The following is a 14,475-nucleotide window of genomic DNA, read 5'->3' as shown; positions in this document are numbered from 1 at the left end:
GGTCAGCGGGATAGCGCGGCAAAAGAAAGGGCGACAGTTATCGTCGCCCTGAACGTTATTGTGTCGAGGTATCTTGCGAGCTGCCTGCGCTGTCCGGCACAGATGCACCTTCATCGCGGCCCAGCTTTTTATAGACGATTTTCTGGCTGTCGTTGTCGCAATGGCCGACCACCTGACCGCCCGCCTGATCAACCTGATCGTTGGCGACCACGTCAAGGCTAAAGCCAGATTCGGGCACACCGTTTTGAATGATTTTCTGGCTGATATCCGCTTTTACAGATTCGCAGGATGCCTGAGCCAGCAAGGGGAATGCCAAAAACGTCGCGGTCAGTAATGCAGTCTTGATCTTCATAACCCTTTCCTTTTGTCATGCGTCAGTCATTACTATAGCTGAAATTTACGGCAATACCGGGCGGCCTGTGCGGCGATCTAAACAGCGCAGCGTGTTCGGTTCCCAGTAAGCATTCAGGTTAGCACTTTGTTCGCACTTATCCCGTGTGTCGAAGGCGCGATCGGCCTTATCGAACTCTTTTTCCACCCGATTGTTCACTTTATTACGCAGCATATGCGTATCATTCCACTGCTCTTTACTCTGGCGTGCCGCTTCGTTATTTAGCGCGCTGCTGCCGTTTTCAATAATCAGGTGATCGGTAGCTGCACTCACAGACAGGGCGGTCGCAGAAAGCAGGGCCACCATCAGAACCGGAACCAATTTTTTCATCGTAATATCCTTCGATTAACTCTGCTTTTACCTATGGGTAAAACTATTGCATCAAATGAGGATAGTATACCATTGACGATTACTTGCTCACCAGTTGTGTGCATGTTGTTTACCTGTCAGAGAGATTATCGTGCTGCTCAAAACCACCTTCCTGTTTTTTATAACCGCACTGGCGGAAATTATTGGCTGTTTTCTGCCGTGGCTCTGGTTGAAGAAGGGCGCCTCTGTCTGGTTGTTATTTCCTGCCGCATTAAGCCTGGCGCTGTTTGTCTGGCTGCTCACCTTACATCCTGCCGCCAGCGGACGTGTTTATGCGGCTTACGGCGGCGTTTATGTGCTGACGGCGTTGCTGTGGCTGCGCGTGGTCGACGGGGTCAGGCTGAGCGTATGGGACTGGAGTGGCGCACTCATTGCTCTGAGCGGCATGGTAATTATCGTGGTGGGCTGGGGCAAAGCGTAAACGCCAGCCCGGGCGGCTGGCGCTGCGATCAGGGTTTGTGGACTTTCAGTCCCGCCAGGGTCTGACTGACAGGCATCATTTCCAGAGTGTTAATGTTGACGTGCTTCGGCAGTGTCGCCACCCAGTAAACGGCTTCGGTGACATCTTCGGGCGTCAGGGCTGTCGCGCCTTCGTAAACCCGATCGGCCTTGTCATCGTCGCCTTTAAAGCGCACGTTGGAAAACTCGGTACCGCCGACCAGGCCCGGCTCAATATCGGTCACGCGCAGTGCGGTGCCGTGTAAGTCGGTACGTAAGTTGAGGCTGAACTGGCGCACAAATGCCTTGGTTGCCCCATAGACATTGCCCCCGGCATAAGGCCAGCTGCCGGCAATGGAACCAATATTAATAATGTGGCCGACATTACGCTCTACCATGGCAGGCAAGACGGCGCGCGTCATATAGACCAGCCCTTTGGTATTGGTGTCGATCATATTTTCCCAGTCATTCACATCTGCCCGGTGCGCCGGTTCGATGCCCAGCGCCAGGCCAGCGTTATTCACCAGAACATCAATATGACGCCACGCATCAGGCAACTGCGTGATGGCTTCTTCAATGGATGCCCGGTTACGCACATCTAACTGAACGGTATACAGATTGTCGCCCAATTCCGCTTTTAGCGCCTTCAGCCGTTCTGCACGACGTCCACTGGCGATGACCTTATGACCGGTTTCGATGAACCGGCGGGTAATGCTTTGGCCAAATCCTGCGGTGGCCCCCGTAACAAATATAATCATCTCGCTTTTCGCTTATCCCGTTTAGTGGTGTTTGCATCACCTTAGCATGTCAGTTTTGCGTATGCCTGTTGAATTCTGAGGCAATGATGACCGCGACGTTGCGCTGTTTTAGCGCAGGCTGCACTGAAACCGTGCAGTGCCCGACGCTGCCGGTGAAGCATTCAGGCGGCAGATGGCTTAGCAACCGATTGCCTTAAGTGAGCAATCGGTTGCGTGGTGAATTTGTCAGCGTAAATGTTGCGCAACAAATAAATCCATCTATCTTTATGAAAATAAAGGATTTTAATTAAACTGCTGCTGGCACGACTCTTGCAATGTGATTACATATAGACAGTGTTAAAGGAACAGGACGACGAGATGACGCGTCCGGTAAGAGGAAACCCTATGTTTACAAGCCCGGACACAGCGATTCGCGCCAGCTTTTTTGATTTCGTCGACGTGGCAAAAGATCCTGAGGCTATTTTGGCCCAGGCGCGTTATATCGACGATGGCCTGCTCATTTTACGTGAGGGCCGCGTCGTGGCGCTGCATGACTGGCATGAGGTGAGCGACAGCCTGCGTCCAGACGCCGTCATCGATTTGCGCGGTAAGTTGATCATGCCGGGTTTTGTCGACTGCCATATCCACTATCCCCAAACGGAAATGATCGGTGCCTTTGGTGAACAGCTTCTCGAATGGCTGAATCAGTATACGTTCCCGGTAGAAGGCCAGTACCGCTGCCCGGAACATGCCGCGCAAATGTCGGCGTTTTTTCTTCACCAGTTGCTGGCCAACGGCACCACCAGTGCGTTGATTTTTGGCACGGTTCATCCTCAGTCGGTAGAGGCTTTATTCAGCGCGGCTGAAGCGCTGAATATGCGCATCATTGCCGGAAAAGTGATGATGGATCGCAACGCGCCCGATTACCTCGTCGAAACGCCGGAAGAAAGCTATCAGCAAACCCGTGCGCTGATTGAACGCTGGCACCAGCGGGGCCGCCTGGGCTATGCCCTGACGCCGCGTTTTGCGCCAACGTCTTCGCCCGCCTTGCTGGAAAAAGTGCAAACGCTTCGTACGGCCTATCCTGATGTCTGGCTCCATACGCACCTCAGCGAAAACCCGCAGGAGGTGGCCTGGGTGAGAGCGCTGTTCCCCGATCACAATGGCTATCTCGACGTTTACCACCAATACCAGCTGACCGGTCGTCGCAGCGTGTTTGCACACTGCCTGCATCTGGAAAATCATGAATGGCAGTGCCTGCATGATACCGATTCCGCCATTGCCTTTTGCCCGACCTCAAACCTGTTTCTGGGAAGCGGCTTGTTTAATATCAAACGCAGCTGGCAGCAGGGCATCAACGTCGGCATGGGCACCGATGTGGGGGCGGGAACCACCTTTAATATGTTGCAAACGCTGGGGGAAGCCTACAAGGTCGGCCAGCTGCAACAATACAGGCTGAGTGCGGCAGAAGCCTTTTATCATGCCACGCTGGGCGGTGCTCATGCCCTGGATCTTGACCAGCACATTGGTAATTTTTTACCAGGTAAAGAAGCCGATTTTGTCGTGCTGGATATGGCCGTTTCCCCGTTGCAAAAGCTGCGCATGAGTAACTGCAAGGATATCTGGGAGAAACTGTTTGTGCTGATGACCCTGGGCGATGACAGAAACATTGTTCAGACCTGGGTTAACGGTCAGCCAGTCTGGCAATCCGCCACAAGGGAGAATGCCGCATGATTCAGTTCCTGCTTAACGATTTACCGATCACCGAAGAACAGATCGATCCTAATCTGACGGTGCTGTCTTATCTGCGCACCTACAAGCGCCGCTGTGGAACCAAAGAAGGCTGTGCTTCTGGTGATTGTGGTGCCTGCAGCGTGACGCTGGGCAGTGTGGTAGACGGAAAATTACAGTATCAGACCGTTAACAGCTGCCTGATGCTGGTGAGTGGATTACAGGGCAAACAGCTTATTACGGTTGAAGATTTACGTCAGGGCAAAACTCTGCATCCCGCTCAGCAGGCCATGGTGGACTGCCACGGTTCACAGTGTGGCTTCTGCACACCGGGTTTCGTGATGTCGTTGTTCAGTTTGCAGAAAAACAATCATGGCTGGGATCGTCAGCAGGCAGAGCACGCGCTGGCCGGCAACCTGTGCCGCTGCACCGGCTATCGTTCCATCATGGCAGCCGCCGAGCAGGTGGTGACGCAGCCGCAGCCTGACCGCTTTGATCGGCAGGAAGAGACGGTGGTTGAGCGCCTGACCGCGCTGGACAGCCAGGAAGTCCAGGTGGTACAGGACAAAGGCCGCTACTGCTATATCCCCAAAACCGTTGAACAGCTCGCCACGCTTTACGCGGCGCAGCCCGACGCCGCGTTGCTGGCAGGGGGCACCGATCTCAGCCTGCTGATCACCCAGCGTTACCAGAGCATTCCGTTAATGATTGCGCTAGGACAGGTTGATGCGCTGAAAGTGTGCCATGAGGATGACGCGTATTATCGGCTGGGAGCCGCGGCCTCGCTGGAAAAAATCGCCGATTTTATGGCGACGCGCATACCGGGTTTGACCGAGATGCTGACGCGTTTTGCCTCACTGCAAATTCGTCAGCTCGGCACGCTGGGCGGTAATCTTGCGAATGCGTCCCCGATTGGCGATGCTTCACCTACGCTGCTGGCGTTGAATGCTTCCTTGCTTCTGCAGAAAGGCAACACGCAACGCACCTTGTCACTCGACGACTTTTTTACCGATTACCGCCAAACCGTGCTCGAGGCAGGGGAATTTATTCATAGCATCATCATTCCAAAAGTGACGGTGTCACCTGATTTTGTGGCCTGGAAGGTGTCAAAACGTCTGGATGATGATATTTCGGCCGTGTTTGCCGCCTTTAATATCCATACCGAGAACGGCGTTGTCACCGCGGCGCGCATCGCCTTTGGCGGTATGGCAGCAACGCCAGTGCGCGCGGCGGGCTGTGAGCAGGCCATCGTCGGATTACCCTTAACCGCAGAAACGATGGCAAAGGCCTGCCAGGCGCTGGCAGAAACCTTCCAGCCGCTCAGCGACTTCCGCGCCAGTGCCGATTACCGCCTGCAGGTGGCGGGCAACCTGCTGCGCCGTTATTTCTACCGTCTGAATGGATTATCCATTACCGAGGTAAGCCGCTATGTCTCATAACCGTCCGGCATTGCCCGATTCCGCCTTACCCATTGCCCATGCGCGTGACATCAGCAGCGGCGTGGGACGCAGCAATAAACATGAAAGCGCCGATAAACATGTGTCTGGCGAAGCGATGTATATCGATGATAAAGCGGAGCAGCCCGGCCTGCTGCATCTCTGTCCTCGCCTGAGTGAACATGCACATGCCCGCATCACGCAGGTTGACGTGCAGCCGTGCTATGCCATTCCCGGCGTGGTGCGCGTCCTGACCTGGCAAGAGGTGCCCGGGATAAACGACGTCGGGCCACTGCAGCCCGGCGATCCGCTGCTGGCGCAGGAAAAAGTCGAATACGTTGGACAGATCATTCTTGCCGTCCTGGCCGAAACGCCAGACGCGGCCAGGCAGGGCGCGATGGCGGCCATCATCGAGTATGAGGTTCTGCCCGCATTACTGGACGTGGAACAGGCGCTGCAACAGGGCAGCTTTGTCCAGGAACCCCACATTCACCAGCGCGGTGACGTCGAGGCGGCGCTGGCGCGTGCCCCGCACCGCGTTCAGGGCGCATTTCATATCGGCGGACAAGAGCACTTTTATCTGGAAACCCAGACGGCGATGGTCATCCCCGGTGAAGACGATGCGCTGCAGGTCTTTTGCTCCACGCAAAATCCAACGGAAATTCAAAAGCTGGTGGCAGAGGTCATGGGCATCAGCATGAACAAAGTGACGATTGATATGCGGCGCATGGGCGGGGGATTTGGCGGTAAAGAAACCCAGGCGGCGAGCGTTGCCTGCCTGTGTGCTGTTGCGGCGAACCTGACCGGGCGCGCGGTTAAAATGCGCCTGGCCCGACGCGATGACATGCGTATTACCGGCAAACGGCATCCTTTTTATGTGCGTTACGATGTGGGCGTGGACGATGACGGACGGCTGTGCGGTGTAAAAATCGATCTTGCCGGGAACTGCGGCTACTCGCTCGATCTGAGCGGATCGATAGTGGATCGGGCCATGTTTCATGCGGATAACGCCTATTACCTTGGGGATGCGTTGATCACGGGCTACCGTTGTCGCACTAATACCGCATCCAATACGGCTTTTCGCGGCTTCGGCGGTCCGCAGGGCATGGTCGCCATCGAACAAATCATGGACCACATCGCCCGTGAACGGGGGCTGGACCCGCTCACGCTGCGCAAACGTAACTATTACGGCAAACATGAGCGCAATATCACCCATTACCACCAGCAGGTGAAAGACAATCTGCTGGATGAGATCACGGCGCAGCTGGAAACCAGCAGTGACTATTATGCCCGGCGCGAAGCCATCGCAGCGTTTAACGCGACGCATCCCGTGCTGAAACGCGGGCTGGCGCTGACGCCGGTTAAATTCGGTATTTCCTTTACCTCCAGTTTCCTCAATCAGGCCGGGGCGCTGATTCTGATCTATACCGACGGTACGGTGCAGCTCAACCATGGCGGGACGGAAATGGGACAGGGACTCAACACCAAAGTGGCGCAGATTGTCGCCCAGGTGCTGCAAATTGAGGTCGATCGCATTCAAATCACCGCCACCGATACGGGTAAAGTACCCAACACCTCGCCGACGGCGGCGTCCAGTGGCACAGATCTTAACGGCAAAGCGGCACAGAACGCCGCCGAAATCCTGCGTGAGCGCATGACGAACATGTTGTGCACGCTGCACGCGTGCGCGCCAGATGCGGTGAATTTCAGCAACGGCATCGTTCGGGCAGCGGATCACTATTACACCTTTGCTCAGGTCGCCCAGCTTGCCTGGCTGAACCAGGTGCCGCTTTCGGCTACCGGCTACTATCGCGTGCCCGGCATTCATTACGATCGCCAGGCCGGTCGCGGCGAACCTTTTTACTATTTCGCCTACGGTGCGGCCTGCTGTGAGGTGATTATTGATACGCTGACGGGTGAATACCGGCTGCTACGGGCGGATATTCTGCACGATGTGGGCGCGTCGCTGAATCCGGCTATCGACATCGGACAGGTTGAAGGCGGATTTGTACAGGGGCTGGGCTGGCTGACCTGTGAAGAACTGGTCTGGAATGACCAGGGCCAGTTGATGACTGACGGCCCCGCGAGCTACAAAATTCCTGCGATCAGTGATGTACCGGCCGACATGCGCGTCACCCTGGTGGAAAACCGCAAGAACCCGCAGGACACGGTTTTTCATTCGAAAGCCGTGGGCGAACCGCCTTTTATGCTGGGGATTGCCGCCTGGTGTGCATTGCAGGATGCGGTGGCCAGCGTGGCCGGTTATCGCCTGCATCCCGGGCTGGATGCGCCCGCCACGCCGGAGCGGGTATTCTGGGGCGTACAGCGCATGACCGGAGGTGCGGATGATTTATCATGACTGGATTGCCATTCTGCACGACCTGCGCCAGAAGCGGCAACACTGCGTACTGATCACCGTGCTGAAAGACCGAGGCTCGGTACCGCGTGACGGTGGTGCCAAAATGGTGGTGACGGACAGTGAAACTTTTCTCACCATCGGTGGCGGTCACCTGGAGTTTCAGTGTATCGCTCAGGCACGCGCGCTATTAGAAGGTGGAGAGCGGCGTCCCCATACCGAAGAGTTCAGCCTGGGCGCGCGACTGGGGCAGTGCTGCGGCGGAATGACCACGATTCTGTTTGAACCGCTCATGCAGGCGCAGCCAGAAATCCTGGTGTTTGGTGCCGGTCATGTCGGTCAGGCGCTGGTTAGCCTGCTGGCGACGTTACCCTGTCACGTTAACTGGATTGACAGTCGGGATAACCAGTTTGTGTCGGTGCCGCCCGGCGTCAACGTCCAGCAGCCCGACGATCCCCTGGACTGCGTGGCCGGGGCGGCCCCCGGAAGCTATTATATCGTTATGACCCACCATCATCCGCTGGATCTTGCCTTGTGCGAGGCTATCCTGCGGCGGGGTGATTTTCGCTATGCCGGCGTCATCGGTTCGCAAAGCAAAAGTCAGCGCTTTCGCTACCGGCTGGAAGGCAAAGGGATTGGCGAAGACCGGCTGGCGCGCCTGCGCTGTCCCATGGGCTTACCCGATGTCAAAGGGAAGCTGCCCGCCGAAATCGCCGTCGCGATTGCGGGGGAAATTATCGCGGTATATCAACAACCACGCGGGTAGGTTGTTCTGTCAAAGGCAACCTGCCACTATGAGACTCTGTGTTGTTCTCCAGGAGCGCCTATGAACGCCCGTCAAAATCCTTTTTTTAGCGTCAGCAGTTTGCCTTATCACACGCCACCCTTTGATCAGATTCAGGAAACCGACTTTCTCCCTGCGCTGCAGGCCGGTATTGAAGAAAAGCGCCAGGAAGTGCAGGCCATCGCCACCGATCCTGATGCGCCGACCTTTATTAACACCTGCGAGGCGCTGGAGAAAAGCGGCCAACTGCTGACCCGCGTAAGCCTGGTGTTCAATGCGATGACCTCCGCCCATACCAGCCCCTATCTTCAGCAGATTGACGAGGACATCGCGCCACAGCTCACCGCACTAAACGATGAGATCATGCTGAACCGGCCGCTGTTCTCACGCATCGATCAGGTCTATTTGCAGCGCAACCAACTTGATGCCGAATCGAAACGCCTGGTCGACGTGCTATGGCAGCGCTTTCAGCTGGCGGGGGCGAACCTGCCGGAAGCGCAAAAGCAGCAGTTAAAGGCGCTGAACCAGGAAGCGGCCCGGCTCAGCACGCAGTTTACCAACAAGCTGCTGGCTGCCACCAAGGCGGGTGGGTTGGTGGTGAATGATGTCCAGCAACTCGCGGGGCTGAGCCCGTCCGATCTGGCCGTCGCCCAGGCGGCTGCCCGCGCGCGTGGCCTGGAGAATGCCTGGTGGCTGGTGCTGCAAAATACCACGCAACAGCCTGCGCTTCAGTCTCTGGAAGACCGCGCGACGCGGCAGGCCTTGTTCCATGCCGCCATGACGCGCAGTGAGAAAGGCGATGACAACGACACGCGAGCGCTGGTGTTGCGTCTGGCACAGGTGCGCGCTGAGCAGGCGAAGCTACTGGGATTTGCCAGCTTTGCCGCCTGGCAGTTACAGGATCAGATGGCAAAAACCCCGGATGCTGCCTTCGCCTTTATGCGTAATATCGTTCCCGCCGCCCGAGCCCGTGCGGAGCGGGAAGCCTCGGCCATTCAGCAAACCATCGACAGCCAGCAGGGCAACTTCACGCTCAGCGCGTGGGACTGGAATTTTTATGCAGAACAGGTGCGGCGGGCACAGTACGATCTGGATGAAAGCCAGATCAAACCCTATTTTGAACTCAACACGGTGCTCGAAAATGGCGTGTTTTGGGCTGCGACCCAGCTCTATGGTATTCAGTTTGCCCCGCGTCACGATCTGCCGGTTTACCATCCAGACGTACAGGTATATGAAATTTTTGATGTTGACGGCAGTGGGTTGGCGCTGTTTTATACCGATTTCTTCAAGCGTGACAGTAAAGGCGGCGGCGCATGGATGAGCAACTTTGTTAACCAGTCCACGCTGCTCGACGCCAAACCGGTGATCTACAACGTCTGTAACTACACCAAACCCGCCGACGGTGAGCCCGCACTCCTGAGCTGGGATGAGGTTATTACCCTGTTCCATGAGTTCGGTCATACGTTGCATGGCCTGTTTGCCAGTCAGCGTTATCCCAGCCTGTCAGGAACGGAAACGCCGCGTGATTTCGTCGAGTTCCCCTCGCAGATTAACGAGCACTGGGCAAGTGAGCCGCAGGTGTTTCGCCATTTCGCCCGGCATTACCAGACCGGCGAACCCATGCCGGCGGCGCTGCATGAAAAAATCATCAGGGCTGGCAAATTCAACAAAGGTTATGAGATGACCGAGCTGCTGGCTGCCGCACTACTGGACCTTCACTGGCACAGCCTTGACGGTCGAACGCCGGTGCAGTCCGTTGACGGATTCGAGCAGCAGGCGTTACGCAGCGACGATATTGATTTGGCTGCCGTTCCCCCACGCTATCGCTCCAGCTATTTTCAGCATATCTGGGGCGGCGGCTATTCTGCGGGGTATTATGCCTATATCTGGACCCAGATGCTGGCCGACGACGGCTACCAGTGGTTTGTCGAACAGGGCGGCTTGACGCGGGAAAATGGCGATATCTTTCGACAAAAGATTTTGTCACGTGGCAACAGCAGCGATCTTAAAGCGTTGTATGAAGCCTGGCGCGGCGGTGAGCCGCAGCTCGAACCTATGTTGAAAAACCGCGGCTTAGCGGAATAAGCGAGAAGTGAAAGGGCGGTTATGCCGCCCTGTTTTATTAACCCAGCGGGCCGCCTTCAATGGTTTCGCACAACCCAGCCAGTACCCGTTCGCCGGTTTCCGTCTTCAGCGACTGATACCACGCCGAGGTCATCTGGGGATCTTTAGCATGGGTGATGTCACAGCGTTTACGCGCTTTCAACACCAAATCCTTAACGCGCTCGACGCGGCGCATCTGGTAACGCAGTAGCGCATCCTCGATGCCAAGCGAATGCGCAGACAGCGCGGACGCCAGCACAATGGCATCTTCCATGGCCGCACAACCGCCCTGGCCGATATCGGGCGTGGTGCTGTGTGCCGCGTCGCCAAGCAATACCACCCGGCCTTTAACAAAACGCTGAAAAGGTTCAATGTCGTGAATTTCGACCCGGTTGGTGGTGTCCACGTCAATTGCCGAAATAAGCTTTTGCACGGGTTCAGACCAGTCGCTGAAATAGTGGCGCAAATCGTCCCGCATCGTTGAACGATCCTGCTCCAGACCGGCGGGCAGCGGGACATCGAAGAAGAAGTAAAAACGATTACCGCTTACCGGCATCAGTGAAACGCGCTTGCCATCACCCACAAAGGTTGTCCATTGGTCAGCGGGCGCGATGGACTCATCAATCCTGACCAGACCGTTCCAGTTCACATAGCCCGCGTAGCGGCGTGGCAATTTTTCATCCAGTACATAATCGCGGATCACCGAATGCGTTCCGTCTGCCGCGACCAGAAAGTCGCCTTGCGCCTGGCTGTTATCGTCAAAGGTGGCGATAACGCCGCTGGCGTACTGCTCCACCTGGACGATACGTTTGCCAAAATTCACCCGACTGCGGCCATAGGCATCAAGCAGCATCGCCTGAAGCTCCGCACGGGCGATGGGGTAGGGAAATTCGCCCACCTGTTGCACCAGCGGTGACAGGCTAAAGCGGGTCAGCGTGTCACCCGAAAACGCGTCTTGATAGGCCATAAACGCCATGTTACCGCCCAGAGCGCGGACTTTTTCTTTCAGTCCCAGTGCATTAAGGCACTTCACGCCGTTTGGCCAGACAGAAATCGCCGCGCCAACAGGCCGTATCGTTTTGACCGCCTCATAAACTTCAGTTTCGAAACCGGCCTGTTCCAGAGCCAGTGCGGCGGTCATCCCACCCATTCCGCCACCAATGACGATCGCTTTCATATGTTATCTCCTGTGTACATATCAGTAATTTGCAACTTTTGTACCAGAAGCGAAAAGGGCCGGATGCCTCAATCTGTCGGGATAACACAACAGACAACCTCAGTCGATGCACGGTAGCTGTGCAACGATCTGCACCTGGTCGGTGCAGAGAAATCTGTAAACCACAGTAACCCTGCTTTTTTAAGATGTTACCTATAATCCGTTTCATATTTAGCGTGATATAGATCACGTTCGCCCTCACAATGACTTCGGAATCCTCCATGAAAATCGGAATAAGTAACAATCACTATCCGGAGCAGCGCAATATTTTGGTCAATCCGGAAAACGACTATATCAACCTGAAAAAACGTAACGTTTTCTATTTCCTCAATCCGCTGCGTACCCGTTTATTGAAAAAAAATAAAAGCTTTGTCTTTTTACCTGTGCCATTTGCAATGGGGCAGAAGCCCGATATTTTGCATCTGTTTAATGAAGTGGCGATCACCCAGATGAACTGGGTGGCGACATTTGAAACGGAACTGCCGCGCGTGCTGCCGGTGGCGGGGGTTGCCAAACAGGACAACCCAGAATTAAAGCGCCTGATTCCGTATTTACTGAAAGACAACTGTTTCGGCCTGATTGCCATTTCAGAGGCCACGCTTCATATTCAGATGAAGCTGTTTAAACCCGATGTCGCCGCAAAAATTCGTGCCAAAACCCTGGTGATGCATCCGCCGCAAACGTTGTTTACCCCAGAAAAAACTGCACGCCAGAGTGACAACATCCGTCTGGTGTTTGTCGGCAACGAGTTTTATCGTAAAGGCGGCGCAGAAATTGTGCTGGCGCTGAGCGAACTGGTTGAAGCCGGCCAGATTGATGCGTCGCAGCTAGACGTTCAGCTTATTGGTGACCTGAATAAGCGGCATAATGTGGCACACCGTCAGTTCCAGGACGATGACGCCTTTTATCGCACGATTCAGGATCGCATTTCCCGCCTCAGCTTTATTACCCATCACTCTCAGATGGCGAATCCGGAACTGTTGAAACTGTTCCAGCGCAGCGATCTTGGCTTATTACCCACCTGGCAGGAAACCTACGGCTTTTCGGTACTGGAAATGCAGGCGAGCGGGTGCCCGGTATTAACCAGTAATGTGCGCGCGCTGCCGGAAATTAATCCTGCCAGTGCAGGCTGGACGATTGGCGGTACGCTGAATGACGATCGCGAATATCAGGTGAACAGCGAAGCCGATAAACACCGTCTGCGCCGGGCGTTAATTGACGGCCTGAAATCAACACTGCTGGATATCCTGGCGCATCCACAGGTATTAACGGAAAAGGCTGAAGGATCGATTTTACGCATTAAACAGCAGCACGATCCGCGCCAGTATTGCGCGCGCCTTAACGAAATTTATCGTCGTGGCGTCGTCGATGTTGTTGAACATCCACCCGCGATCTCAATTTAGTAAGATTTATCAGACGTTACGCGCCAGAGTCACCATACTTAACTGACGCGTTTCTCTGGAGATCGGTTATGAAATATCTGCTTGCTTTGCTGCTGTCCGGCCTGATGGTCAGCAGCGCATTGTCACAACCCGCACCTACGTTCCCCCCACGCGCGCCGTTACCTCAGTTGACGCCCGTCGCGGCAAAATGTGATCTCTCCAGCTGTCAGACGCGTTGTTATGTTGAGCAATCGCATTGTAATACGCGTAATTCCGGTGCCTGCAGTACCCAGGCACAGCTTTGCGTGCAATCATGCGCGGCTCAATGTAAATAACCTGCCACCTGAATGAGTGCTGATGAAACGATACCTTACTGCATTACTTGTCGCCCTTAGCGCCAGCAGCGGCGCTGCAGATTTATCCTCGCAGGACATTGCCTCGCGGGTGAAGAACATCATTACGCCGCTGATGGAGCAGGAGGGGATACCTGGCATGTCGGTCGCAGTGCTGTATAAAGGCCGCCCGCAGTACCTGAACTTTGGTGTAGCCGATACCGCATCCGATCGACGCGTAACCGAAAACACGTTGTTTGAACTGGGTTCTGTGAGCAAAACGTTTACCGGCGTACTGGCGGGCGTGATGATGCGTAACAGCCAACTTCATCTCAACGACCCGGTACAAAAGTACTGGCCCGCCCTGAAAGGCCCCCAGTGGCAGGCGATTAAAATGGTGCACCTTGCCACCTACAGTGCTGGCGGCATGCCATTACAGCTTCCCGCCAGCGTGACCGACCAGGATACGTTGCTGACTTACCTGCAACAGTGGCAGCCTGACGCCGCGCCCGGCACGCAGCGCCGCTATTCCAATGTCAGCCTGGGGTTGCTGGGATATTTGATGATAAAAGGCGAGTTTGAAGAGGCGATGCAGAAGAACGTCTTTACGCCATTGCGGCTGACGCGCACCTTTTACAGGGTTCCGGCTTCCATGATGTTTGACTATGCGTGGGGGTATAAAGACGGACAGCCGGTGCGCGTCTCGCCCGGTATGCTGTCAGCAGAAACCTATGGCGTGAAGTCTACCGCGCGCGACATGATGACCTTTATGCAGGCCAATGCGAATCCGAACGGATTATCGTCCGGTAATACCGTTTTGCGAAATGGCATGATCACGGCACAGTCGCGCTACTTAACGGCAGGCAAGCTGTCTCAGGGGCTGGGTTGGGAAATCTATCCCTGGCCGATGGCTACCCAAACGATCGTTGACGCCAGCGACAACAACATGGCGCGACAGGCACAACCGGCAACGCTGTTAAACCCGCCCAAACCGGCGGATCGTGCCAGCTGGATTCATAAGACCGGCTCCACAAACGGATTCGGTGCCTACATTGTCTTTATCCCACAGTTGAACAGCGGCGTTGTGATGCTGGCGAATAAAAACTACCCCAACCCGGCGCGGATAAAAGCGGCTGCCGCCATCCTGGAGGCCATTCAGTAACGCAGAGACTAAAAAAATGGCCGCTGTGCGCGGCCATT

Annotated in this window: 12 protein-coding genes; 8 read left to right on the top strand and 4 right to left on the bottom strand. The window is 55.5% G+C overall.

What is annotated here, in order from left to right:
• Positions 1-55: 55 nt before the first annotated feature.
• Both NR177_RS07860 and NR177_RS07855 read right to left on the bottom strand, forming a co-directional pair.
• Positions 56-352, bottom strand: a complete 297-nt coding sequence (locus NR177_RS07860; protein ID WP_063879689.1) for a DUF1161 domain-containing protein — start codon at positions 350-352, stop codon at positions 56-58.
• A 45-nt stretch (positions 353-397) separates the two neighbouring features.
• Entirely contained in the window at positions 398-721 is a 324-nt protein-coding gene (locus NR177_RS07855; protein ID WP_063879688.1) for a DUF1283 family protein, read from the bottom strand.
• 133 nt (positions 722-854) lie between these two features.
• Between NR177_RS07855 and NR177_RS07850 the strand changes: the two genes are divergently transcribed.
• Complete coding sequence (locus NR177_RS07850; RefSeq protein WP_063881184.1) at positions 855-1,181, top strand: YnfA family protein; 327 nt, start codon at positions 855-857, stop codon at positions 1,179-1,181.
• Positions 1,182-1,209: 28 nt separating this feature from the next.
• Here NR177_RS07850 and ydfG read toward each other — a convergent pair whose 3' ends face one another.
• Positions 1,210-1,956, bottom strand: a complete 747-nt coding sequence (gene ydfG / locus NR177_RS07845) for a bifunctional NADP-dependent 3-hydroxy acid dehydrogenase/3-hydroxypropionate dehydrogenase YdfG (RefSeq protein WP_063879687.1) — start codon at positions 1,954-1,956, stop codon at positions 1,210-1,212.
• A 384-nt stretch (positions 1,957-2,340) separates the two neighbouring features.
• On the opposite strand from ydfG, the gene guaD reads away from it, so the two are divergent.
• Genes guaD through dcp form a run of 5 tightly spaced genes read left to right on the top strand, consistent with a single transcriptional unit; the run spans position 2,341 to position 10,327 of the window.
• Positions 2,341-3,669: a guanine deaminase gene (gene guaD, locus NR177_RS07840; RefSeq protein ID WP_096010568.1), complete on the top strand. Its 1,329-nt coding sequence runs from the start codon at positions 2,341-2,343 to the stop codon at positions 3,667-3,669.
• The gene (xdhA, locus tag NR177_RS07835; RefSeq protein WP_256852612.1) at positions 3,666-5,105 is read left to right on the top strand and encodes a xanthine dehydrogenase small subunit; all 1,440 of its coding nucleotides are present in this window, start codon (positions 3,666-3,668) and stop codon (positions 5,103-5,105) included. The genes guaD and xdhA overlap by 4 nt, the downstream gene beginning before the upstream one ends.
• Positions 5,095-7,461, top strand: a complete 2,367-nt coding sequence (gene xdhB, locus NR177_RS07830; RefSeq protein WP_256852611.1) for a xanthine dehydrogenase molybdopterin binding subunit — start codon at positions 5,095-5,097, stop codon at positions 7,459-7,461. The genes xdhA and xdhB overlap by 11 nt, the downstream gene beginning before the upstream one ends.
• A complete protein-coding gene (gene xdhC / locus NR177_RS07825; protein WP_145393193.1) occupies positions 7,448-8,224 on the top strand; it encodes a xanthine dehydrogenase accessory protein XdhC in 777 nt (258 codons plus the stop codon). Before xdhB ends, xdhC begins: the two co-directional genes overlap by 14 nt.
• A gap of 60 nt (positions 8,225-8,284) precedes the next feature.
• Positions 8,285-10,327, top strand: a complete 2,043-nt coding sequence (gene dcp / locus NR177_RS07820; protein WP_256852610.1) for a peptidyl-dipeptidase Dcp — start codon at positions 8,285-8,287, stop codon at positions 10,325-10,327.
• Between the two features lie 37 nt (positions 10,328-10,364).
• On the opposite strand, the gene hpxO is transcribed toward dcp, so the two are convergent.
• A complete protein-coding gene (gene hpxO, locus NR177_RS07815) occupies positions 10,365-11,522 on the bottom strand; it encodes an FAD-dependent urate hydroxylase HpxO (RefSeq protein WP_241567863.1) in 1,158 nt (385 codons plus the stop codon).
• Between the two features lie 260 nt (positions 11,523-11,782).
• Here hpxO and NR177_RS07810 point away from each other — a divergent pair, with 260 nt between their 5' ends.
• A complete protein-coding gene (locus tag NR177_RS07810; protein ID WP_256852609.1) occupies positions 11,783-12,964 on the top strand; it encodes a glycosyltransferase in 1,182 nt (393 codons plus the stop codon).
• A gap of 333 nt (positions 12,965-13,297) precedes the next feature.
• On the top strand, positions 13,298-14,437 hold the full coding sequence (gene ampC / locus NR177_RS07805) for a class C beta-lactamase (RefSeq protein WP_306278001.1): 1,140 nt from the start codon (positions 13,298-13,300) through the stop codon (positions 14,435-14,437).
• Positions 14,438-14,475 lie beyond the last annotated feature (38 nt).

Source organism: Pantoea sp. Fr+CA_20 (assembly GCF_024520835.1).
GTDB classification, from domain to species: Bacteria; Pseudomonadota; Gammaproteobacteria; order Enterobacterales; family Enterobacteriaceae; genus Pantoea; species Pantoea allii.
This window is presented reverse-complemented; position numbering and strand designations above follow the sequence as displayed.

Coding starts and splice junctions, on each gene's coding strand:
- NR177_RS07860 (WP_063879689.1), bottom strand. CDS start 352: ATGAAGATCAAGACTGCATTACTGACCGCGACGTTTTTGGCATTCCCC.
- NR177_RS07855 (WP_063879688.1), bottom strand. CDS start 721: ATGAAAAAATTGGTTCCGGTTCTGATGGTGGCCCTGCTTTCTGCGACC.
- ydfG (WP_063879687.1), bottom strand. CDS start 1,956: ATGATTATATTTGTTACGGGGGCCACCGCAGGATTTGGCCAAAGCATT.
- guaD (WP_096010568.1), top strand. CDS start 2,341: ATGTTTACAAGCCCGGACACAGCGATTCGCGCCAGCTTTTTTGATTTC.
- xdhA (WP_256852612.1), top strand. CDS start 3,666: ATGATTCAGTTCCTGCTTAACGATTTACCGATCACCGAAGAACAGATC.
- xdhB (WP_256852611.1), top strand. CDS start 5,095: ATGTCTCATAACCGTCCGGCATTGCCCGATTCCGCCTTACCCATTGCC.
- xdhC (WP_145393193.1), top strand. CDS start 7,448: ATGATTTATCATGACTGGATTGCCATTCTGCACGACCTGCGCCAGAAG.
- dcp (WP_256852610.1), top strand. CDS start 8,285: ATGAACGCCCGTCAAAATCCTTTTTTTAGCGTCAGCAGTTTGCCTTAT.
- hpxO (WP_241567863.1), bottom strand. CDS start 11,522: ATGAAAGCGATCGTCATTGGTGGCGGAATGGGTGGGATGACCGCCGCA.
- NR177_RS07810 (WP_256852609.1), top strand. CDS start 11,783: ATGAAAATCGGAATAAGTAACAATCACTATCCGGAGCAGCGCAATATT.